The organism is Marinilabilia salmonicolor JCM 21150, assembly GCF_000259075.1.
GTDB classification, from domain to species: domain Bacteria; phylum Bacteroidota; class Bacteroidia; order Bacteroidales; family Marinilabiliaceae; genus Marinilabilia; species Marinilabilia salmonicolor.
Genome location: NZ_AJKI01000063.1, coordinates 84,504 through 107,603 on the forward strand (window position 1 = coordinate 84,504; position 23,100 = coordinate 107,603).

Genomic DNA, 23,100 nt, shown 5'->3' on the forward strand with positions numbered 1-23,100 from the left:
GATTAAGTTACAAAATTCATAAGACATTCAATGTTCTGGAACCATCCTCCTCTTCCTCTATTCGCACATCGAGTCGATAATCGGGCAACACATCAGCTACTTTTTCAGGCCATTCAATAAGGCAATAATGGTCACTATAGAAATAGTCCTCATACCCCATATCAAAAACTTCGGCAACATTCTTCAACCGATAAAAATCAAAATGAAAAATTACCTCCCCTTCATTGCCTTCGTACTCATTCACAAGCGCAAAACTGGGACTTGTAACGGCTCCTTCAACGCCCATTTCCCGGCACAAAGCTTTGATAAAAGTCGTTTTTCCAACCCCCATTTCGCCATAAAAAGCCACTACTTTATATTTTCTTAATAGCGATAAGAAGTCCCGGGCCGTGGATTCAATGTCCTTCTCGGTTGGAATAAAAAAAGTCTGATTCATTGTTCCTGAAATATTGATACCTCAACAAAAATACAACAAAGATTATTAAATCAGCAGACAGGAAATTAATCTGTTTTATTCATAAGTTGTTGTGTTTTTAAAGGCCGAAGATCTTAAAGCAATAGCCTGGGGTACGGCCCCAGGAGAATTGTAAAAAATACTCCTCCCTCTCATTATTGGTCGCAACGCGACCAATAATGAGAGGGACGTGGGGATACTTAAAAACTCAGGGCTTTGCCCTGGGCTATTGCTCTCAGGCTTTCAGCCTGTTTACAGCCTACCATGTATTAGGTAGGTTAAATTCATCTCAAAGGGCTCAATTCAATCAAGGGAACCATCATTTCTTCCAGAGAAACACCCCCGTGCTGAAATGTATCTTTGTAGTAATTAACGTAATAATTATAATTATTTGGATATGCAAAAAAGTCGTCCCCTTTGGCAAAAATATATGAAGTAGAAACATTTGGCCGGGGAAGAAAGAAATCTCCCGGGCTCTTTGCTTCTAAAACATCTTTCGCTTTGTAAGCCAGATTTTTCCCGTGTTTAAACCGAAGATTGGTATTGGTATTGCGATCGCCCACCACTTTTACAGGATGCTGAACCCTAATAGAGCCATGATCGGAAGTTACAATCACTTTAACTTTTTCTGCTGATAATTTTTTCAACAAATCAAACAGCGGTGAATGCACAAACCAGGAACGGGTAAGTGAACGGTAAGCAGATTCATCGGATGCCAGCTCACGGATCATCTTTATTTCGGTTCGGGCATGAGAAAGCATATCTACGAAGTTATATACCAGCACAGAAAGGTCGTGGTTTAGCAACTGACCATAATTGTCGGTGAGTTTCCGACCTGTTTCGTTGTCACTGACTTTATGATAGGCAAAAGAGAAATCACGGCGCATACGCTTAAAGAAAGTCCCGATTAATTCTTCCTCAAAATTGTTTCGACCGCCCTCTTCATCATCATCTACCCAGTATTCGGGATAAAACTCCTTTATCTGAGTGGGCAGCAATCCGGAGAAAAGTGCGTTACGTGCAAATTGAGTGGCAGTAGGCAAAATACTGCAATAAGTATTATCGGAAACCACATCGAACAAAGACCGTATGTCATGCCGGATTGTCTCCCACTGATCGAGTCGAAAATTATCTATTACCACCCATATTACTTTCTCGCCCTTATCCAGCTTTGGCAGGACTGTATGTTTAAACACCCGGTGCGACATTAACGGACCATCCTCATCCACCAACCAACGTTCATATTCATCATTTACAGTACGTGCGAACAGTTGATTGGCCTCACTCTTTTGCATCTTCAGCACCTCATCCATGGCGCTGTCGGCACTCTGCAATTCAAGTTCCCAATACACCAACTTTTTATACACCTCCTTCCATTCATCCATGGTCAGCTGATCGCTCATGCGAAACCCAAGATTAGTGAATGCCGCCTGATAGGCACTTGTTGCCTTTTCGGAAACCAATCGTTCCCGGTCCACATGACGCTTTACCGAAGACAAAATCTGATTGGGCTTCACCGGCTTTATAAGGTAATCCGATATTTTGCTGCCGATGGCCTGATCCATGATATCCTCTTCCTCACTTTTTGTAATCATAATGACCGGAGTTCCGGGCCTCAGCTCTTTCATTCTGGAAAGTGTTTCCAATCCACTCAGTCCTGGCATATTTTCATCCAGAAAAACAATATCAAACTGCTGTTTTGCAATAGTCTCCAGCGCATCATTCCCATTCGAAGCGGTCTCTACCACGAAACCCTTCTCCTGTAAAAACAATATGTGAGCCTTCAAGTGTTCAATTTCATCATCCACCCAAAGAATTCTGATCTTTTTTGTTTCTTCCATATCTCTTCAATTCTCCATTAAAACGCCAATCGAAGCGCTTTTCATTCCAAATCTTACGGCGGTTGCTAATGACTTTTATAGGGCTCCTCCGGAATTTCATTCTCCGTAACAACAATGGCTGACGGATCACTTCCCGGCAAGTAATTATCCAGAAAAAACTGCCGGTACAGTTCTATGTCCGAGGCGTTGTTCAATTCACTGTAATTGTCTTCAGAAACAAGCAATAACAAAGGTCGTCCCGGATTATCAACTGCAAAAACAGAAGGATTGTTCAGCAATGCAAAAAAGTAGTCCAGTCCCACCCGGCTGTTCTCAAAGGGCCCTGTTTGCAGGGTGTTATATACTCCCCCAAGCGTACTGCTTTCCAACCGCAACCCGCCAATGGTGTATCTGTCAAAGTTAAAATTAGCCAAATAAAACAATATCTGATTGACATCCGCTTCCGGTTGGAGCACAATCATCAAATAATGCGTGGAATCAGGACTAAAGGAAAACTTCTGACTCTCCGCCTCAGTAGAATCTCCTTCAGCCCCATGGGATTCCGGGCTTTCTGAACCAGAAGTTTCGGCCAGCAACTGTTCCGGCTCTTTCCCCTGTTTCAACATTTCCAGCCAGTGCCGTGCCACTTCTGCCTGTGAGGATTGCGGATATTGGTCTGTCAGGGTAAGCAGGCCGTCTCTGAAAGCATTTGTATTTCCCATTCGGCTGTAAGCAGCAGCGTTCAGCAACAGAGCATTGGGTTTTATGGCATCATAACCGGATTCAACAATCATGCTCGATTGCTCTAAAACTCTGCTCCAATACCCCTTCTTATAATCATCGAATGCTGAAACATATAAAGAGTCCAACTCAAGATGTCTTTTTTCGAGTTTTGCAAAATAATCCGGATCTTCGACAAAAGCAGCAAAGCGACTATCCGGGTAATCATCCATAATCACTTGACCGTAATGGGCCATACACTGACGATCGGGGATTTCAGCACACGACAGATAAATTCCGGTGAGCGCCTGCTCCCGCAAATCTGTTTGGGGATAAGCACTAATGAGCTCCTCAAATTGCTCAATAGCCTCTTCATGTTTATCAAAATTCTGAGCCAGCAGATGTCCGGCATTAAACCGTGCCTTCTGAACTTTCAAATGCGACTCTTTCAAGGCTTCAGGTGTAAGGGGCAACCCGGCAACTAAAGACTCCCGGTCAGGTTTCCCGCCACCTTTTTCGTCTGCCTCCTGCCCGCCCGGGCCAGGAGGTTGCTGACTAAAAGGATCATCGGGCATCATTCCATCCATTTCGCCCGGGTTTTGCCGGTCGGCAAGTGATGTCTTATTTTTCCTGCGCCAGTTATCCTCATCATCCCTGCGTCCCCAGCGTTTCTCAAATTCCATTTGTCCCAGACTGACCATTGTTTGATTGTAAAAATACCATTTCCCGGATTCATCAGTACTTCGACTTCCCCGGTTGGCAAAATTCCTGTAAAAGAAGGCATCATCCATTGGGGCACCCCCTGCCTGAGCCTGCTGCTCTTGTTCCTGCATAGCAGCCAGGAGGTTGTCAATAAAAAGGGCCCGTTCCTCTTCAGGAAGAGTAGCGATGCGTTGCACACTATCTTCATATTGAAAAGTACGCAAATTTTCAGCAAGCGGAGCCAGACTCCGACGAAACTGATGAATTTCCTCAATACCGGGATAATCCTGGGGCAATACGGTAAGCGTAGAATCATAATAAGCATCTGCTGCCACGTATTCTGATGATTGAAAATAAATATCGGCCATTCGATGATAAATATTCCCGGCAAGAATTCGGTCTTTGCCACCATACCCTGCAGCCAGCTGAAGGTTTAACAGCGCATTCAGCGTATCCCCTTCTTCCAGGTAGGTTTGAGCGAGTGCATAATAAATCTGATCTCTGTAATCCAGGTTCTTAAATTCACGCGCATATTTCTTCAGAACTTCTCTCGCCTCTTCAGTATCTCCCATACTACCGGCAATCATAGCGTTTTTCACCCGGGCATGAATAACCATTTCATAATCGGGATTCATAGAAACAACCTTCTCGTATGCATCAATTGCCATAGCAGAATTATCGATTTTCTCAGCCAGCTGCCCCATTATGAAATACCATCTTACTCTCTGCCATCTGTCGGTGGCATTCTCTGCTGCCAGGGGACAATATTCCATGGCTTTTTCCGGCTGATCCTGAGCAATCCAAAACCAGGCATGGGTTGCAGCAGCAGTGGAAAGAAACTTTTTTTCATCTTCCACACCGGAGGAATATCGATCAAGATATAATTTTGCATTCTTAAAATCCCCCATCTCAATGTAGGCTCTGGCCATCCACAACATAGCTTCGAACCTCACTGATTTTTCGGGAAATAATTGCAGAACCATGTTAAATGCGCCAATCCCTTCGTACCAGTCTCGCGAATAAACATGAGCCTTCCCGATCAGCATATAAGCTTCATCTACCCAACGATTAAACTCCCGCTGATTGTAAAAAGACCGGTATTCCTCACCTGCACCACGCACTGAACGGTTGGGTTTTGCAGTAATAGAGTGCTTTTCAATAAGTTTGTATCCTTTCCGGATGGCTCTGTTCATGTCGGATGATGGCACCTGACTTCCTGAAATATCAGAATAAGCAAATGCCGGCAGAATCCGGGTATAATCATTTTTTACCGATTCACGCATTTTCTCCTGACCGTTGCTAAAACTCTGTTGCCCGTTAAATAACACATTGTATCTTGCAGTGAGATTGTGATAACCACGCGACAACCAGGTATTTTTTTGAGTTGAACATCCCAGAGAGACCAAAAAAATAAATATGAATATGAAATTCGTTTTTTTCATGTACAAAACCGAACTGATAATACATTATAAACTAAACTGCGGCAAAAATATTTCACAAATTGAGGAAGAAAAAATACTTTTAACCCGATAAACAGAAGCACCTCAATGTCGGAAAAAATTTTATTAATTGCATTTCCACAGACAAATCACAACAAAGATAATCATCTGAGTGGAAGTTTTTTTGAAGCATCATGGCTAATTTCCATTAAAACCGGGTACAAGATGCCTTTTTATCAATACGAAATAAAACAATTACAAATTCCCGGCTTATGAAAATTGACATCATCGAAGATGACGTTCTGTTCAGCAGAATGATTGAACATATACTGGCGCAATCCGGGAACTATGAAACCCGGAGTTTCCCTGACGCCCGGAGCTTCCTTACCCGGGTTACCGCCCTTCCGGATGTGGTTACCCTGGATCTTGGGTTACCCGATATGTCAGGAACAGAGTTAATGAAAAAGATCAAAAACCTGAATCCGGAAACTGAAATAATTATCATCTCCGGTCAGGATAACCTGCGCCTGGCAGTTCAATTGTTAAAAGAAGGTGCTTACGACTACATCACCAAGGACGAAAACATTAAGGAGAGACTTCTGCACACCTTAAAAAAAATCCGTTCGAATCAGGAACTCAGGAGCCAATTGGATCAATTGAAAAAAGAGGTTTCAGTTAAATATCCTTTTCACGACACGCTGCAGGGAAACAGCCCCGCACTTAAAAATACTTTCTCACTTATTGACAAAGCCACAAAAGTTACGAAAATTAATGTTTCCATCCTTGGTGAACCCGGCACGGGTAAAGACCTGGTTGCAAAAACCATTCATTACAATTCTGACCGAAAAAATCATCCATTCATCAAAGTGAGCATTACCTCCATGTCGAAAGAAGAACTCCGGAACACCCTTTTCGGAGTAGAAAAAGGAGCCTTCCCGGATACACTGATGACAACCAAAGGAAAATTTGAGGAAGCAGGACAAGGCACATTGTTACTTGATGACATAACAGAGTTTGATGAGGAATTGCAAAAAGAACTCCTCCATGTGTTTCAGGAGAGAAAAATAAAACGCATTGGCAGCAACGAAGACCAGGAGGTAAAATGCCGGGTCATAACAACCACCTCTTACGATATGCTCCAGGCTGTTAAAGAAAAACGGTTCAGGGAAGATTTATATTACTACGTGGCCGGGCTCCCAATCACCATGCCCGCCCTCAGGGAAAGAGGAAAGGATGTAATCATATTGGGCGATTTTTTCCTGCAGACCTTTTGCCTGAAAAACAATTTACCCCCAATGAGCTTGTCATCGGGGGCAAAGAAAAAATTATTATCCCACAATTATCCGGGAAATATAAGAGAACTAAAAGCCATCATCGAACTTGCTGCTGTATTAACCAATAGCAGTGTTCTGGAAGAACGGCATATTGTTTTTAATTATACCGATCCAACCCCCGGAATCTTCAGTGAAGAACTAACCCTGAAAGAATACAACGAACGCATCATCATCTATTTCATTAAGAAATACAAGAATGTGATGGAGGTTGCCCGGCGACTTGACATTGGCAAATCGACCATTTACAATTTACTGAAAAATCAAAAAAAAGAGGATCCGGACATTGAAATCTAATCCATCAGTACAATTCTCCTTACTTTACAGCCACAACCTCAAGAATCTCAGGCACTTTCTGCTTCACCACCATCTCCACTCCCCCTTTGAGGGTTTGCAAACTCATCGGACACCCATCGCAGGCGCCCGTCAATTGCACTTTAACCTGCAAATCGTCGGTCAGTTCCACAAAAACAATATCACCACCATCTGACTGCAAGTAGGGCCTGATGCTATCCAAAGCCTCCAGAACACGTTGTTTTAGTTGCTCCTTTTCCATATCAAAAATCCTTTATTTCCTGGTTATTTCAACTACCTTGGTGGGAGGAAGATCCTGATTTCGTTTCTCTACCGCTTTCACAACGGCCTCACCAAGCTCTGCAAAGGCCTTTCCTGTCACAGAATCAGGATTGAGTGCTGATGGTTCCCCTTTGTCACCACCTTCCCTAATGCTTTGGACAATAGGAATCTGTCCCAGCAATTCCACATTCAGTTCTTCAGCCAGTCTTTTACAACCACCCTCCCCAAAAATGTAATACTTATTATCAGGAAGCTCAGCCGGTGTAAACCAGGCCATATTTTCCACAAGTCCAAGAACAGGAACGTTAATTTTCTCACCGGTAAACATGCTGATTCCTTTTCGGGCATCGGCAAGCGCCACATCCTGAGGGGTACTAACCACTACCGCACCTGTCAGTGAGATGGTCTGCACCACAGTAAGATGGATATCACTGGTTCCAGGTGGTAAATCAAGCAAAAGATAATCCAGCTCCCCCCAGTCACCATCGCCAATCAACTGCTTAATGGCACCGGTGGCCATTGCACCACGCCATACCAGAGCATCATTGGGTTCCACAAAGTATCCAATGCTCAAATTTTTCACTCCGTATTTTTCCACCGGCACAATTTTATCTTTACCCTCTACTTTGCGCAATACAGGACGAGCTCCTTCGGTCTGAAACATTTTGGGAACAGAAGGTCCGAATACATCAGCATCCAACAGCCCGACTTTATACCCCATATTGGACAACGCTACAGCAAGATTACTGGCCACAGTGGATTTCCCCACTCCACCTTTACCGGAAGCAACCGCAATAACATTTTTTACCTCCGCCAACATTTTTTGCTCAGGAATAGGTGCCCGGGGATTTATTTTAACAAAAATATTTCCTTCTATCTCGGCATCTTCGCCTACATATTTTTTTATGGCATGAACCGATGCTTTCTTAATGGCAGATACAAACGGATCATTGGCCCGGTCGAATTTTAGACTGAAACTTATACGCTTTCCGTCAATCCGGATATCGTCCTCAACCATTCCCAAAGAGACAATATCTTTCTCTTTTGCCGGATGGATTACGTGCTTTAAAGCATCAGTTACAAGCTGTGGATAAAAACTCATATCTAATTTTATTTAAACTTTTTAAATATAAGGGCAAAGGTAAAAAAAATTCCGGAAAGCGAACAAATGTTTACTTACCGGAACTTCCCATTATACATTAAGAAACCATTAATGTCCTGAAAATTATCTCATTTATTTTCTGATTACTCCGGGAAGACATTAAAGTCGTCCCAAAACACTTTGTTAAAATTAACAACAACATCATCCGCCACATCAACACCCTCACTTTCAAGTAATTCCTGCATCGTATCGGCATTGGGAAAAGCGTGTTTACCTGTGAGCATCCCGTTTCTGTTGACCACCCTGTGCGCGGGAACAAATCCGGGATAAGAAAAAGCTTTATTCATAGCCCATCCAACCATCCGCGAGGCTCCAGGAGCCCCTACAGCAGCTGCCACAGCACCATAACTGGTTACGCGGCCCGGCGGAACCTGCTTAACAGCCTCATAAACACGTGTAAAAAACCCCTGATCCATATCAATGATTGTTTTCCGTCCTCCGGGGCTTAACCCCCCTTCCGGCACTGCGATATTCATCAGGTTCAATCTCCACCTCCGGTTCCACCAGGTTACCGGAATTATGCAACTCAAACTTCAGATATTTTATAGGAATACCATGCTCCAGCCATTTCTTCTCATAATAGGTCTGAATGCCCAGAATTTCATCCTGATATCCATCAGAATACAAATCATCCTCATCCACCAGAGGGTCAATACCATTGACTTTTAAAAGTTCTCTGGTATAAGTGTACATGAACAAACTATCGGTCTTGAGATGGATGATGCCACCCGGTTTCAGAAAACGCCCGTAAGCGGCAAGAAAACGCGTACTGGTAAGGCGTTTTCGAAATTTCTTAATCTGCGGATCGGGAAAGGTAAGCCAGATCTCATCCACCTCGGAAGAAGCAAAGAATGCATGAATGGCCTCAATCCGGGTCCTCAAGAAACCTGCATTTTTTAGCCCTTCATTCAGTGCATCCGTAGCCCCCCGGTGCATCCGGTTTCCTTTGATGTCCACACCGATAAAATTCTTCTCCGGAAACATACGGGCAAGTCCTACAGTGTATTCACCTTTTCCGCAACCCAGTTCCAGAACGACAGGGTTATTATTCGAAAAAAACTGCTCTTTCCACTTACCATACAGTGCATGGTTATTTTGAAAAACTTCATCAAAAGGGGCCTGTACCACATGTGGATATGTGGCCATTTCTGCGAACTTCTTTAACTTATTTTTTCCCACAACAGGTCAACACATTAAAAAAACAACAAAAAAATGATTACCGCGTTTCAGGATCGATTTTTTCAACCCACATGGACAGCGAGCGTACTCCATCCAACCGGTCTCGTCGCATTCCCTGGCGAACAACAAAAGAATATGTACCGGGTTGTCGCATTTTCACCCCCCTTTTGTAAAGCCAGTTGACAGTTCTGGAGTCATCATCTCCCCGTCCCAGCCATCTGCCATCAGGCTCAGCCAGAAAAAACTCCATGGTATCGGTTTGCTGATGTCCTCCGGGGCCTTTCACATCGATAAACAACCAAAGATTACTATAAGGATAATCATTATTGTGCTCAAACGAAAAACCAAAATTCAAAACATTTGAAGTATCCTCGATGGCAGGTGCAAAGACTACCAGAGAATCTTTATGCCAATTTATGCCCGGCATTTCCCGGTTTTCTTCATACACAAGACTTTGGTTACAGGATGCCAGACCGGCCAGCATCAGCATCAGTAGTAACCTAATTTTTCTGATTGCCGGAAGAATTCGATGACCTGTCATTTCTACGTTTGCGATTTGAATTATTCCCATTACCGGTCTTATTTGGATTTTTACGGCGTTTGTTCTTACGACGTTTATTCTTAGGGTTTTTATCATCAAAACGGGTGATGCTATCTTCCCCTACCACATTGGTATAATCGATGTCCTTCACAACGGTAACAGATGTTTCGCTGGCCAGTTTATCAATTTTTGTCCCCTTCTTATTGAATTCAATAATCTCTTTGACCCGGTCCACCGTAAGCATTACCACATTTCCGGTACTTTCGCGTCCCGAAGAAAACCACATCAGTCGTTTAAAAATATCGGTCTTAAAATGGTAATAAGTTTCGTTCTCTGTTCTCAGAGGGATATCTGTTCTCGGAAAATCTTTTTGGGCATCAATGTATGCATCCAACTCGTAGTTGAGACAACATTTTAGTTTCCCACACTGTCCGGCAAGTTTCTGGGGATTCAGGGAAATCTCCTGATAACGCGCTGCATTGGTCGTTACCGACACAAAATTGGTCATCCAGGTTGAACAGCACAGCTCACGTCCGCAGGGACCAATTCCCCCGATACGTCCGGCTTCCTGCCTGGCGCCAATCTGGCGCATTTCAATACGTACCTTAAATCGGTCAGCGAGCACTTTGATCAATTCCCTAAAATCAACCCTTTCATCGGCAATGTAATAGAAAATCGCTTTTGTCCGGTCTCCCTGATACTCAACATCTCCGATTTTCATATTGAGACGGAGGCGATCTGCGATGCGTCTGGACTCCAGCATGGTTTCATGCTCAAGCGCTTTGGCTTCTTCCCATTTATCAATATCAACAGGTTTGGCTTTTCTGTAAACCCGTTTAAACTCATAACTTCCGGGATCAAAGCCGTTTTTCTTCATTTGCAGAATTACCAGCTCACCCGTAAGTGTTACCTCACCAATGTCATGTCCGGGTGAAGCCTCAACGGCAACCACATCTCCCTTTTTCAGTTTCAGCTGATTGCTGTTCCGAAAAAAACTCTTACGTGTATTTTTAAACTGAACTTCCACAATATCAGTCACATTGCCCGATTGCGGGAGATCAGAAAGCCAGTCGAATACATCCAGTTTGCCACATCGGCTGCTGCAGGTACTACACTTGCTCTCCTGCGGAATTGTTTCTTCTTCCATAACATTCCTGATTTTTGAAGAGAACAAACAATTTCAGCCCAAGCCCGGGCTACATCAAGAAACCGGGATGCTTTGGCATGAAAAAATACTCCGTTGAGTACCTTAAAATCATTTGTTCTCAGGTATATAATAATAATATGGAAACCGCAAAATGCCGTTTCCGCCAGGGGGCAATCAAACCAGCTTATTAGAAATTCTGAACCAACTGCTTATCTTGATTGCCATATCGAAAAGCACAAGCCTGATGTTACCGTTCTGTTCAATGTGAGCCAAAGCCAGAGAGAACTCTTCGACCATAGACTCCACATTGCGATCGTTCACAAAAGGTTTGAACTTATCAATAAAGTTGTTCTCTGCGGGGGTGGCGTAAACCAAATCCGCTATATCATAGTTCGCGATGTAACTTTCGCGTAAAATTGCAATACAATAGAGCAATAAATTTTTCAACCGTTCTTTAGGCAGTACTGCCAATTCATCCACCCAGTTTGAAATTTCACCCAGCTGCCCCTTGTAGGAATACCTCATGAAATTTACAAACATCTGATTAAAATACTGCTTTTCTTCACTATTCCCAATAATATCCCGGGCTTTCACAAAATCACCGCCTGAAATACGCGCCACGGTCTTTGCCTCATCCTCCGGGACTCCAAAGGCTTCCATCAATCCACGGGTCATAGAGGCATCATCTATTCGGGGAGTTTTCAACTGCTGGGTACGTGACAATATGGTAGGCAAAATGCCGGCAGGATAATCGGACACCAGAATAAAAAGAGTACGGGCGGGAGGTTCTTCCAAAATTTTAAGCAACCTGTTGGCCGCAGAATTATGCATTTTCTCCGGTTGCCAAATCACCATTATCTTATACTTACCCTCAAAATTCTTAAGACTTAACCGCTTAATAATTTCATTGCCCTCCTGTGTGTAAATCATTCCCTGACTTTTCTCTGCATTCAGAAACGAGAACCATTCATGAATGGTGAAATAGGGGCTTCTAAGAACAAATTCTCTCCATTCGGTGAGATAATCGGCACATACTGGATTCTTTTCATTTCCCCGTTTTACGATGGGAAAAACAAAATGAAAATCAGGATGAATCAGTTTGGCCATCTTTTTACAGGAAGGACAAACCCCACAAGAGTCCTGAGGTCCGGGATTGTGGCAATTAACATACTGCGCAAAAGCCAGTGCAAGAGGCATCACCCCTGCTCCGGAAGAACCGGTAAACAGCTGGGCATGACTAATCCTGTCTTCCCTGACCATCGATATCAGATGGTCTTTGGCGGGCATTTGTCCTACAACGTCTTTGAAAAGCATAACAATCCTGACCTCTTTTATTCTGATTGAGGTCAAAGATAACAAAAACATCGGCACGTTGGATTCTAAATTATCCTCACTTTTCAGACCCAATCCCCCGGTCTATTGCTCCAATACCTTCGACCTTTTAACTTCCTTTAGACTGATCCGCTCCATACAAAGATTTGTAATGCAGAGGCCGGGAAAATCAATAATTCGGATTAAATTAGTGGTCCATATTTCCTAACCTTCCTTATATATAAAACAGGTGAGGTGTAAACAGGCTGAAAGCCTGAGAGCAATAGCCCTGGGTTTAGAGTTATACCCACCCCCTTTCTCTTTATTGGTCGAGTTGTGACCAAATAAAGAGAGAGAGGAATGATTTGTTACAATTTTCCCTGGGCACTGCCCCAGGCTATTGTTTAAAGACCTTCGGCCTTTTAAAAACAAAGCTTTATCAATATACCATCCACAGACTGTAAGATGCCGCCACCACAAAAAACCATACTCTTTTGCCCGCTTGACTGGGGACTCGGACACATCGCCCGTGATTTGCCCCTCATCAGGGAGTTTATCCGAAACGGGCACCGGGTGGTTGTTGCCGCATCAATAAGCCTCTGCAAATGGGTTGAAAGTGAAGAACCCGGTATTGAAACAGTATTTTTCGATGGTCCGGAAATTCATTATTCAGGTAAACAGGGAGCTTTTTCAGAAATACTATTTCAATTACCGAAGTTAATGCGCTGGCCCGGCAAAGAAAAAAAACGCATCAGAGAGCTGACGGATATGGTTCATCCTGACCTGATCATTTCAGACAACCGCTATGGCGCCAGACATCCCGGTATAAATTCGGCAATCATCACCCATCAGATATGCATTCAACTTCCCCGGAATCTTAAATGGGCCGAATACCTCCTGCACCGTATGGTGAAATATTTAATTGGCAAATTTGACCAGTGCTGGATACCCGATTTCCCAAAAGAGGACTCTCTCGCAGGGAACCTTGTCCACCAATATTCGCTTCCGTCAAACGCTGTTTTAATCGGTCCTTTGTCCCGTTTCGACAGTATTTCGCAGGAAGCCGCTCTAAACATCCCGCAACAAACCGTGCTGGGAATCATTTCGGGACCTGAACCCCAACGAAGTATTTTTGAAGAATTGCTCCAAAAAGCACTGGCAAAGCGGGAAGGTAAACACACGCTTATTAACGGACAAACCAACGGACACAAAGCAAACAAGGAAATGACCAATCCTGTTTTAATGAATCATCTGCCAACTCAGGAAATGATCCGGCTGATTCAGAATCATAAGGTTATAATTTCCCGTTCGGGTTATTCCACCATCATGGATATGTATTTTCTTAACCGAAGCATCATAATGGTCCCAACCCCGGGACAGACAGAGCAGAAATATCTTGCGCGACTTCATCATGGTCGCAGGCATCAAGAGCTAAATCAAAACCAGATTAACGGCACAGAATTTTCAATTACAATTGACTCTCCAATAGTGCCCGGTGCCAGTTCAAAAAAGCCGTTAACCTTTCGGACTGTATTGAAATCAATTCTGCAAAACCCTTGTCAAATCACCACTATTCGACAAGAGAGACAGCCCTTCAAAACCGCCTCAAAACGTTTGTCCAAAAAATAAAGCACTTCGTCACTCCCAAGAATGATTTCATAATATATTTGAGATAAAAACCAAAAACAGGAAACCTTTCTGACCGACTGACGTAACAGTTCAAAACCAGACAAACAGACCAAAGTCAAAAACGCTTATGTCATTATTTCCTGTTGCTTTTGCATTGGGGTTAACAACTGTATTAACCTACATCGTGTTGCGCAAGCTGTACCCGAAGTGGGTTAAGAAACAAGCGCAGAAAAAACTGGAATCGCGGCTTTTTCCGCAAGGATACCAACAAAAATCCGAAGTTTTAAAAACCTTCAGGAGTTTCACAGGAGAGCGTTTTAGTGATGAGGATATTTTAGAGTATTTTTTCAAAATTAAAGGACTGCAAACAGTCGATATCAACACCAGAACAAATTACTGGGTAAAGAAATATTTATTTAGTCCCACATCTATTAAACTAAATTATTTTGAACAGGTAAAATTCTACGAAACGTTTCTGAATTACCCTGTCAAAACGGGTAATGAAAATAGATCATTTTTCAAACCCGATAAATTTGCCCGTGAAAAAGTTAAAACAAATCGTGCTCCACAAATGAGCAACCATTTAGCATAAAACAACTGACACACCAGTCGGTAAAAAACAAAACACCCGGTACGTATCTCACTTTATCTTCATGGCCCTTGATAGTGAAATATAACGACCGGGTGTTTTTCCTTTATAAGAATAGAAATTAGTCTTGAACAACTTCCGAATTCATAGGATGTTTAAGTCCTTTGGCGCCTACGAAAACAGCCTTTACAGATCCCACCAGTATCTTTGCCTCAACCACAATGGGAATCCGGTTTTTATCGTCTGTAACCCACACAAACATTTTCTCACCCTCTTCAAAAATGGTTCCCTCCACCAACAAAGGTGAAAATTTCAGACAATTAAACTCACGCCCCGATCGGTCTTTAACAGATTCTTTGCCCAGGTAACGGATGTACAACGGATGAATTTCACCATCAACAATTAAACGAATTGGTATCCGGTCTCCTTCTTCATAACGGGAAAAATCAATTTTTCTTGCCTGATAAACCATCGATAATAAATCAAATGAGCACTCAGGCCAGTCAAAAACAGTATCCCTGTAGGCTTCTCCTCTTTTACTGATAGATGCATTTACTTTCCGGCGGGACGAATCAAAAACATAATGATGATGCGCGGTATAGGACCCTTCATTGGTACGGCGATGAAACTCCAAAGGCTCCAGGGACAGGGGATTCACCCAAACATCAAAACTATCACGAACTTTGAAAAAAATATCGTAGGCTTTATAGGTCGCTCCATACGACCTGAAATGCAGGGCATCCTGTCCTTTCCATTGGTCCTTTGCCACCCCAAAAGTCACTTCGCCGGCATTTATCCATACAAAGCCCCAGTTATAGTAGGCATGATAGGTAACTTCTTCGCCGGGAGCAAAACTATGCACTTGATCATAACATTGCCCGAAAACATGGTTGCTCCACCCGACAAGCAAAAAAAACACCAACAAATTTCTCATCACAAGGAAACCAAACCACTCTTTCAACTTCTTAATCATTTGCGCACCTTTCCTAATTTTGCTTCCACAGCCTCAATTTTTGCACTCATCCGGCCAACCGGACCTTTGCGGGCATCAATATTTATGGTTGTATAAATACGATCGGAATATGGTTCAAGTATTTTGTAAGCATCATTCACCACCCTTAAAGCCTCCTCCATAGTCTCTGTTTCGATAGATGTCCCCATCGGATTCAACTTATAATTAACACCTGAATGATGCAGGAAATCAATCACTTTTGAGACATATTCACTAACACTTGCTCCCTTGTCAGTAGGAAACATTGCAAAATTAAGCAATACAGACATAAGCTACCTTCTGTTAGAATTCCGGTTATTTTTCTTCACCCGGTTTCGATTTACAAAATCATATACCTTATACTCATTGATATCCCATGGCACCATTTGGTCCCAGTTGGCCCGAATTTCTATCACATCCGGATAATAAAGCATCCTCTCCGGTTGTTTTTCTTCCGGGAAATTTCCTGTATCCCATTTGCCGTTCCTGTTTACATCCTCCAGCAAGCGGAGGAAATATTTCCCCGGCTTAACATATCTGAAGGCGAGCTTTCCGTTTTGAGGCAAAATGCCCTGTCGCACCACACTTTCCTGATTATCCAACACCTGCAGAACAGCATCAGCAGGCATTCCGGAAACATCCACATATAATGTTCCATAAGTATCCTCCTGTTTAACAGTCAGATTTCCTTTCAAAGGAACATTAACCCTGCCATAAATATCCCTGAACGCAGCTGAGTCAACCGTCAGCTGATACTTCATTCCGGGTTGCCAGTCATGAATCAGCATAAACTGACGAATGCGAACGGAATCCTGCCGCAAATCAAATGCAACGGGACTGTAAACGGTATCTACCAGAACCGACAACTCAATTGAATCAAGATAGACATCAGCCAGTGGAGCAGGAAAATTAAAATAAGGATTACTACCAATTTCAAGGTTTCCTCCAGGACTACGAACGCTCAAAGGTTCAGCTCCGGTTGTTTTTTCTTCATCATCCCTCCTGTTACGTCTCCGCTCCTCCACTGTTCGGTGAAACATGTTAAGCGTATCTCGTTTGTCCACAAAATTCTTCAGTGAATCCAGAACAGGATAGACAATCTCCACTGAAAGTGAATCACGGGCAATCAAAGAACTATCGCTAAGCCACACCATCACCGTATCATTTTGAGGTGTTCCCTCATAAACAAACCAATCTTCCCTTTCAGGCATAGCATTGATAACATCAACTTCAAGTTTCTTTTCAAGACTTCTGTTGAAAAAGAAATCCAGCCGATGACGATCCTTTCTGCCTCTTGAATCCAGATATTGTTCTTTGTAATCTTCCTGGAACAAAAACAGTTTCAGACTATCAGGAATATAGGCAAGTTCTTTGGTAATAAGCACCGTATCGAGAGTCACCGAATCGGTAAAAAGGGAGTCAATCCTGTCGCGGTACTCAAAAGAAGGTTCCACCGGTTCGTTGAGCCATGCAATTCTTTCGCCGGGCTGATCAAATTTATAATCCCTGTTCATATCCTCCAGGGCATAAATCCGGTATTCACCCCCGGCCAGGTTTCTGATGGTAAACTCTCCCAGCTCATTCGTCTTGGCCACACGGGGAGGCACAACATTAGTCAGGGCAGTGTCCGTAAGATTGGTATGAGCCATGACCATCACGCCGGCAATGGGAGCATGTGAGAAGGCATCAAAAACATGCCCCGAAACTTCCAGGGAGTCCTGCGTCTCTCCTGTTGAAAAAGAGAAAGCAAACCCCTCCAGCACATTTCCTTCATTGTTATCCTGAATCGCATCGGCAAAATCGATGGTATATGTAGCCCCGGGCTGTAATTCCTCCTCAAAAGAAACCGTTACCTTGTTTCCCATACCTCTGATTACAGGTGGAGTGTTTAACGGAGGAGAAACCACCACTTTCTGAAAAGCATCTTTAAGAACAATCAGTTCATTAAATTCCATAACAATTTCATCTCCGTCAAAATTGGTGGCATTAAGTGATGGTGTGGAACTAACCATCACGGGAGGCGTTTCATCAGCTGGGCCTCCCTCCGGATATCCGATATTGGCACATTGAGAAAACCCAAGAAACAATAAAATGACAACAACAAAAAAAGAAATATTTTTAAGCATCAGACGTTTATTTTCGGTAAAGAACAGGACAAAGTTAGACTAAAATGATGAAACTTTTTAAATTTGTCCGGCATTCAATAAACAAAAACCATGCAAACTCAGGAAACAAACAATAACGGAACAAAAAGACCACTGTTTATAGCTCTTGCGATATCCGCTTTATTACTCATTGTCATTGCCATACTTTACATAAGCCAAAGTGTGGAAATGAAAGAAGTGGTGGAAGAAATGACCATAGAGAAAGAGATTCTTACCGAAGAGTATCAGGATCTGGCTTTAGGGTACGACTCTCTTGAATCTACCAGCGACACCCTAAATACGATGCTGGAGCAGGAAAGACAAAAGGTGGAACATCTGATTGAAGAAATAAAAACCATCAAAGCCACCAATGCATCCAGGATGAGGGAGTTACGCAAAGAACTTTCCACCATGCGGGGGGTACTGAAAAGTTATGTACACCAAATTGACAGCCTCAACCAGCTGAACGAAGAACTTAAGCAGGAAAACAAACAATACCAGCAACAATACTCACGCATTCAGAACTCATACCGGGAGCTGGAAGGGGTTAAAGAAGAACTTGAAGGAAAGGTGGAAGTTGCAAGCCGTCTGGAAACTGTGGGAATAAGAGCAACAGGGCTGAACACCCGCGGCCGGACCACTGACCGGACGAGCAGAATTGACAAACTGGAAGTATGCTTCACCATTCTCAAAAACGTCACGGCCCCTGTGGGTATTAAGCCTTTTTATATAAGGATTGAACGACCCGACGGGCAATTACTGCTTCACAGCCGGGACGACCTTTTCGACTTCGAAGACTCTGAGATCAATTTCTCGGCCATGAGAGATGTCGAGTATGGAGGCGAGGAAATGGAAATCTGCATTTATTACAATGTGGATATGGGGGAACTTATGCCGGGAGTTTATACCGTAGATTTATTTGCAGATGGAGCCAACATTGGCCGGCACTCATTCGAACTTGATTAAACACCGTGGGTTCACTATTCCCCCCACTCATAAGGCGTGGACTGATAAACGTAATAGTTGAGCCAGTTGGAGAATAGTAATTGCGCATGACTACGCCATCTGACAACCGATTCCCTGCCGGGGTCGTTGTCTTTGTAGTAGCTTTCCGGCAATTTTGTTTGCAGTCCCCGTTGCTTATCGCGATGATATTCCTCACCCAGCGTAAACCTGTCGTATTCGGGATGTCCTGTAAGAAAAACCTGACTGCGGTCTTTTGACAACGCCAGATAAGGTCCGGCTTTTGATGAGTCAGACAACAAAATCAGATCATCGACTTTTTCAATATCAGACTTGCGTACTTCTGTATAACGCGAATGCGGTGCCCAAAACACATCATCAAAGCCGCGCAGCAAAGGTTCCTCAGGGGATTTTACGGAATGTTCAAAAACACCGAAAAGCTTAGCTCGAAGCTCATATTTGGGTATTCCGTAATGATAATAAAGACCGGCCTGAGCTCCCCAGCAGATATGCAATGTAGAGGTAACATTTTTTTTACTCCACTCCATAATGGTGCATAGCTCCTCCCAATAAGTCACCTTTTCAAATTCCAGCAGTTCCACAGGAGCTCCGGTAATTATAAAGCCATCGTAATGCTTGTCCTTAACCTCTTCAAAAGTTTTGTAAAAACTGATCAGATGTTCCTGCGGGGTGTTTTTTGGGGTATGCGACGATGTGAAAAGAAGTTCCACCTCCACCTGCAACGGACTATTAGACAAGGCTCGCAGCAGATGTGTCTCTGTCTTAATCTTAAGAGGCATAAGATTGAGCACAAGAATCTTAAGAGGCCTGATGTCCTGTGTCACAGCACGACTTTCACTCATCACAAAAACATTTTCGGCCTCCAGTAAACTTTTTGCAGGCAACAAATCAGGAATATTTACAGGCATAACAAAAGTCTGATTGGTTATAAACAGAGCATACAAAGATAGGGGAAAGATGATAAAAATCAACCCGGGGAGTGAATTCTACCCGGTCTTATGATTTTGGACATCACAAAAAAGAATACCCCGCCGGAAATTCTGGCGGGGTATAATATCTGCTGGCAGGAGACTAACGCTTTAATATCCCGAAGAAAAGAATATTCAGGATATTATCCAGTTGAAGCCGGAAATCATCAAAATTGTCAACTCCTCTGAAAAGTGGCAATTCCAACCCCCGCAAAGCAGTGCTGATACCCACAGCTGCCAGTTTCAGGTTTTTAATATCAAATTCACCCACCGAAACCCCTTCTTCCAGTACCGAACGAATCATTTCCTGCTCGGCTTTTTCGGATTTTTCACGCACTTCATCCAGAAAATGATAGTCGCTGTAAGTTTCATCACGCATCGCTTTCTGGTAATTGTTCAGTTCTCTGAGTGTCTCCATTCGAACCAAAATGTAGTCGTTGAATTTTTGACGCGGAGAGTACTCACTTGACACTACCTCCCGAAGTCGATGCTCCAGAATATTTGCCTCAAGTTCAATTACCGCTTGAAAAATCTCCTCCTTATTTTTAAAATAGTAATAAAGAGAACTCTTCCCTTTGCGCAGAGCCATGGCTATGTCCTCCATGGTTGTTTTCCGGTACCCGAACTTTGCAAAAAGCTCACGTGCCGACTTAAGAATGGAATTCCGGACTGTATCTTCTCCGGAAATTACAGAATTAAAAATGTCGCTCATAATATTTATAATTAAGGTTTCAGGGTAAATCTATTTTCGGGTTAACTCTATAAACCATGCCAATCGTTCAAACAAAAACACTATTTGATATTTTGCACACGCACTTCCCGGTCACATACCTCCTGTATCGGGCATGACCTCATCAGGGTGCCAAAACAAAATCCAGCTGTCTTTTTTCCAGGTTGGCTTTGGCAATCTGAATTTTCACGGCATCCCCAAGCTGGTACTTTTTATTTCTCCGACGACCAACCAGACAATAATTATCTTCATCGAACTGGTAATAATCATCATCCAGATCCCGGATCGGAACCATCCCTTCGCACTTATTTTCATCCAGTTCAACATAAACACCCCACTCGGTAACCCCGCTAATGACACCATCAAAAACGTCTCCGACACGATCTTTCAAAAACTCTACCTGTTTGTATTTGATAGAAGTTCTTTCAGCATCGGCAGCTCTTATTTCCATTTTAGAACTATGGTCGCACAGCTCTTCATATTTTTCACGTGAAGCCGACCTTCCCCCATCGAGATACCGTTGCAACAGGCGATGGACCATCATATCGGGATACCGTCGGATGGGTGAAGTAAAATGTGTATAATGCTTAAACCCTAAACCGTAGTGCCCTATATTGTGGGTCGAATACACCGCCTTAGACATAGTTCGTATAGCCAGAGTTTCCACAATGTTCTGCTGTTTCTTGCCCTGAACTTCGCCCAGCACCCTGTTCAATGAACTGCTGATGGTTTCACTCTGTTTGGGGGCAGCTTCAAAGCCAAACTTTCTCACAAACTTGCTGAAAGATTCATATTTTTCAGGATCCGGCTCATCATGGATACGGTAAACAAAAGTTTTGCTGTTTTTGGAAGACCGCTTATTCTCCGGCGTTAACTCGTTACGACCGATAATCTCGGCCACCCGTCGATTGGCCAATAGCATAAACTCCTCAATCAGTTTATTAGCCTCTTTGGCTTCCTTAAAAAAGACATTGAGCGGTTTTCCTTTTTCATCCAGTTCAAACTTCACTTCGACCCTTTCAAAATCAATGGCTCCCTTACTGAATCTGATGGATCTTAATTTCTGTGCCAGATCATTAAGGGTAAGAATCTCCTCTTTAAGTTCCCCCTCACCTTTTTCAATCACTGACTGGGCTTCTTCATAAGAAAAACGACGATCACTGTGAATGACTGTACGTCCCACCCAACTATCAAAGACAACACCCTGATCATCCATTTCGAAAACCGCAGAAAAACAAAGCTTATCCTCATTGGGACGCAGCGAGCACAGCTCGTTGCTCAACCGCTCAGGCAGCATAGGCACCACTCTGTCAACCAGATAAACCGACGTAGCACGACTCACGGCCTCCTTATCCAAAATAGTGTCGGGCGTAACATAGTGCGTTACATCGGCAATGTGCACACCCACCTCCCAATGACCGTTTTTAAGTTTCTGAACTGACAATGCATCATCAAAGTCTTTGGCGTCTGCAGGGTCAATAGTGAAAGTGGTTACCTTTCTGAAGTCGCGTCTTTTTTTAATTTCTTCAACCGGCAGCTTATCCTGGATCTTTTCAGCAGCCTCCACCACTTTTTCAGGGTATTTGTAAGGCAGGTTAAATTCTGCCAGAATGGCGTGCATCTCGGTGTTGTTATCCCCCGGATCACCAAGTACATCCACTACTTTACCAATAGGATTTTTTGCTTTTTCAGGCCATTCAGTAATACAAACCACTGCTTTTTGCCCCTGTTTACCGCCGTTAAGTTGATTGGGCGGGATGAAAATATCGTGATGCATCACGCGCGAGTCGGCAACCAGAAAAGCAAAATTATCAGAAACTTCCAGTGTTCCCACAAACTGATCACGGCTGCGCTCCAGAATTTCTACAACTTCGCCTTCAGCCTGCCGGTTACGCTTGCGGGCATACTGAAGCACTTTCACTCTATCTCCATTCAAGGCATGTCCCAGATTATTCTGAGAAACAAAAATATCTTCATCCCCCTCATCGGGAACAATATAAGCCGCTCCTTTGGCGGTCATATCCACCACCCCATCAACATAGGTTCCGGGAACCATCTTCATTTTAAAGCGACCGGTGGATACTTCGTTCAGAATATTCTGCTCGCTTAATTCGAACAATAAAACTTCCACCTGCAGACGACCGGTTTTCCTGGTAATTCCCAAAGCTGCCGACGCCTGTTTATAATTATATGTTTTCTGAGGATTATTGGAAAACAGGTTTTTTACCTGCGATTTCAAATCACTCTTTTTGGTTTTCTTCTTATTTGTTTTTTTCTTCTTTGACATAAATTTCTTTTAATTCTTCAATTCTAAAAATAAAGGTTCCCGAAATATACCGGGACTCCTGACTTCCTTAACTTACTCCAAAAGCTAACAATTCAGCATCACCCACCCAACAATCATCGGATTCAATTTCTTTAAACCTGAACTATTCATAAATTATCTCTTACGATGTTCAACTACCTTCTAAATACAGGCGTCCTCAAGAAAATTGACTTGAAAATAAATTATTATTCCCTTCATCAATTTTCTTTGCGGTTACCCTTATTTATTGGCATTTGAACATCTCATAACGAAAATTCATGAATAAACCAGGTTAATAAGATTTCCGGCTTAACCGGGTCTGTTCAAAAAACAAGCAGCAGAGATACCTCCCGAACAAACCAAGTTAAAGGATAGGAT

The 23,100-nt window shown here is 43.1% G+C and carries 20 protein-coding genes; 4 read left to right on the forward strand and 16 right to left on the reverse strand.

The window, feature by feature from the left end:
• Positions 1–16: 16 nt before the first annotated feature.
• From tsaE to porW, 3 genes are all read right to left on the reverse strand, one after another.
• Entirely contained in the window at positions 17–436 is a 420-nt protein-coding gene (tsaE, locus tag W7W_RS0120825; RefSeq protein ID WP_010665546.1) for a tRNA (adenosine(37)-N6)-threonylcarbamoyltransferase complex ATPase subunit type 1 TsaE, read from the reverse strand.
• 302 nt (positions 437–738) lie between these two features.
• Positions 739–2,295 carry a T9SS response regulator signal transducer PorX gene (porX, locus tag W7W_RS0120830; protein ID WP_010665547.1) on the reverse strand — a complete coding sequence of 519 codons (1,557 nt, stop codon included), beginning with the start codon at positions 2,293–2,295 and terminating at the stop codon, positions 739–741.
• Positions 2,296–2,360: 65 nt separating this feature from the next.
• Positions 2,361–5,138 (reverse strand): type IX secretion system periplasmic lipoprotein PorW/SprE, encoded by a 2,778-nt coding sequence (gene porW / locus W7W_RS0120835; RefSeq protein ID WP_010665548.1) that lies wholly within the window; start codon positions 5,136–5,138, stop codon positions 2,361–2,363.
• 269 nt (positions 5,139–5,407) lie between these two features.
• Between porW and W7W_RS0120850 the strand changes: the two genes are divergently transcribed.
• Positions 5,408–6,763: a sigma-54-dependent transcriptional regulator gene (locus tag W7W_RS0120850; RefSeq protein ID WP_010665549.1), complete on the forward strand. Its 1,356-nt coding sequence runs from the start codon at positions 5,408–5,410 to the stop codon at positions 6,761–6,763.
• Positions 6,764–6,782: 19 nt separating this feature from the next.
• Here W7W_RS0120850 and W7W_RS0120855 read toward each other — a convergent pair whose 3' ends face one another.
• The 7 genes from W7W_RS0120855 to W7W_RS0120885 all read right to left on the reverse strand — a co-directional run bounded on the left by W7W_RS0120855 (position 6,783) and on the right by W7W_RS0120885 (position 12,385).
• Positions 6,783–7,022, reverse strand: a complete 240-nt coding sequence (locus W7W_RS0120855) for a NifU family protein (protein ID WP_010665550.1) — start codon at positions 7,020–7,022, stop codon at positions 6,783–6,785.
• 12 nt (positions 7,023–7,034) lie between these two features.
• Complete coding sequence (locus tag W7W_RS0120860; protein WP_010665551.1) at positions 7,035–8,144, reverse strand: Mrp/NBP35 family ATP-binding protein; 1,110 nt, start codon at positions 8,142–8,144, stop codon at positions 7,035–7,037.
• 143 nt (positions 8,145–8,287) lie between these two features.
• The gene (locus W7W_RS0120865; RefSeq protein ID WP_010665552.1) at positions 8,288–8,620 is read right to left on the reverse strand and encodes an MGMT family protein; all 333 of its coding nucleotides are present in this window, start codon (positions 8,618–8,620) and stop codon (positions 8,288–8,290) included.
• A 1-nt stretch (position 8,621) separates the two neighbouring features.
• Positions 8,622–9,383: a tRNA (guanosine(46)-N7)-methyltransferase TrmB gene (trmB, locus tag W7W_RS0120870; protein ID WP_025006891.1), complete on the reverse strand. Its 762-nt coding sequence runs from the start codon at positions 9,381–9,383 to the stop codon at positions 8,622–8,624.
• A 37-nt stretch (positions 9,384–9,420) separates the two neighbouring features.
• On the reverse strand, positions 9,421–9,924 hold the full coding sequence (locus W7W_RS0120875; protein ID WP_234408641.1) for a gliding motility lipoprotein GldH: 504 nt from the start codon (positions 9,922–9,924) through the stop codon (positions 9,421–9,423).
• Positions 9,884–11,071, reverse strand: coding sequence for a PSP1 domain-containing protein (locus W7W_RS0120880; RefSeq protein ID WP_010665555.1), 1,188 nt, complete (start codon positions 11,069–11,071; stop codon positions 9,884–9,886). Before W7W_RS0120880 ends, W7W_RS0120875 begins: the two co-directional genes overlap by 41 nt.
• Positions 11,072–11,245: 174 nt before the next feature.
• Positions 11,246–12,385: a DNA polymerase III subunit gene (locus tag W7W_RS0120885; protein WP_010665556.1), complete on the reverse strand. Its 1,140-nt coding sequence runs from the start codon at positions 12,383–12,385 to the stop codon at positions 11,246–11,248.
• Between the two features lie 462 nt (positions 12,386–12,847).
• Between W7W_RS0120885 and W7W_RS0120890 the strand changes: the two genes are divergently transcribed.
• Positions 12,848–14,011 carry a glycosyltransferase gene (locus tag W7W_RS0120890; protein ID WP_010665557.1) on the forward strand — a complete coding sequence of 388 codons (1,164 nt, stop codon included), beginning with the start codon at positions 12,848–12,850 and terminating at the stop codon, positions 14,009–14,011.
• 127 nt (positions 14,012–14,138) lie between these two features.
• Positions 14,139–14,603 carry a hypothetical protein gene (locus tag W7W_RS0120895; RefSeq protein WP_010665558.1) on the forward strand — a complete coding sequence of 155 codons (465 nt, stop codon included), beginning with the start codon at positions 14,139–14,141 and terminating at the stop codon, positions 14,601–14,603.
• A gap of 118 nt (positions 14,604–14,721) precedes the next feature.
• On the opposite strand, the gene W7W_RS0120900 is transcribed toward W7W_RS0120895, so the two are convergent.
• Genes W7W_RS0120900 through W7W_RS0120910 form a run of 3 tightly spaced genes read right to left on the reverse strand, consistent with a single transcriptional unit; the run spans position 14,722 to position 17,717 of the window.
• Positions 14,722–15,573 (reverse strand): DUF3108 domain-containing protein, encoded by an 852-nt coding sequence (locus W7W_RS0120900; RefSeq protein ID WP_010665559.1) that lies wholly within the window; start codon positions 15,571–15,573, stop codon positions 14,722–14,724.
• Positions 15,570–15,881: an MTH1187 family thiamine-binding protein gene (locus tag W7W_RS0120905; RefSeq protein WP_010665560.1), complete on the reverse strand. Its 312-nt coding sequence runs from the start codon at positions 15,879–15,881 to the stop codon at positions 15,570–15,572. Before W7W_RS0120905 ends, W7W_RS0120900 begins: the two co-directional genes overlap by 4 nt.
• Positions 15,882–15,884: 3 nt before the next feature.
• Entirely contained in the window at positions 15,885–17,717 is a 1,833-nt protein-coding gene (locus tag W7W_RS0120910) for an Ig-like domain-containing protein (protein ID WP_010665561.1), read from the reverse strand.
• A 90-nt stretch (positions 17,718–17,807) separates the two neighbouring features.
• Between W7W_RS0120910 and W7W_RS0120915 the strand changes: the two genes are divergently transcribed.
• Positions 17,808–18,701, forward strand: coding sequence for a hypothetical protein (locus W7W_RS0120915; protein WP_010665562.1), 894 nt, complete (start codon positions 17,808–17,810; stop codon positions 18,699–18,701).
• A gap of 14 nt (positions 18,702–18,715) precedes the next feature.
• Here the strand turns inward: W7W_RS0120915 and metA are convergent, their stop codons facing one another.
• The 3 genes from metA to rnr all read right to left on the reverse strand — a co-directional run bounded on the left by metA (position 18,716) and on the right by rnr (position 22,704).
• Positions 18,716–19,627 carry a homoserine O-acetyltransferase MetA gene (metA, locus tag W7W_RS0120920; protein ID WP_010665563.1) on the reverse strand — a complete coding sequence of 304 codons (912 nt, stop codon included), beginning with the start codon at positions 19,625–19,627 and terminating at the stop codon, positions 18,716–18,718.
• A 163-nt stretch (positions 19,628–19,790) separates the two neighbouring features.
• The gene (locus W7W_RS0120925; protein ID WP_010665564.1) at positions 19,791–20,399 is read right to left on the reverse strand and encodes a TetR/AcrR family transcriptional regulator; all 609 of its coding nucleotides are present in this window, start codon (positions 20,397–20,399) and stop codon (positions 19,791–19,793) included.
• A 142-nt stretch (positions 20,400–20,541) separates the two neighbouring features.
• A complete protein-coding gene (gene rnr, locus W7W_RS0120930; RefSeq protein WP_010665565.1) occupies positions 20,542–22,704 on the reverse strand; it encodes a ribonuclease R in 2,163 nt (720 codons plus the stop codon).
• Positions 22,705–23,100: the final 396 nt, after the last annotated feature.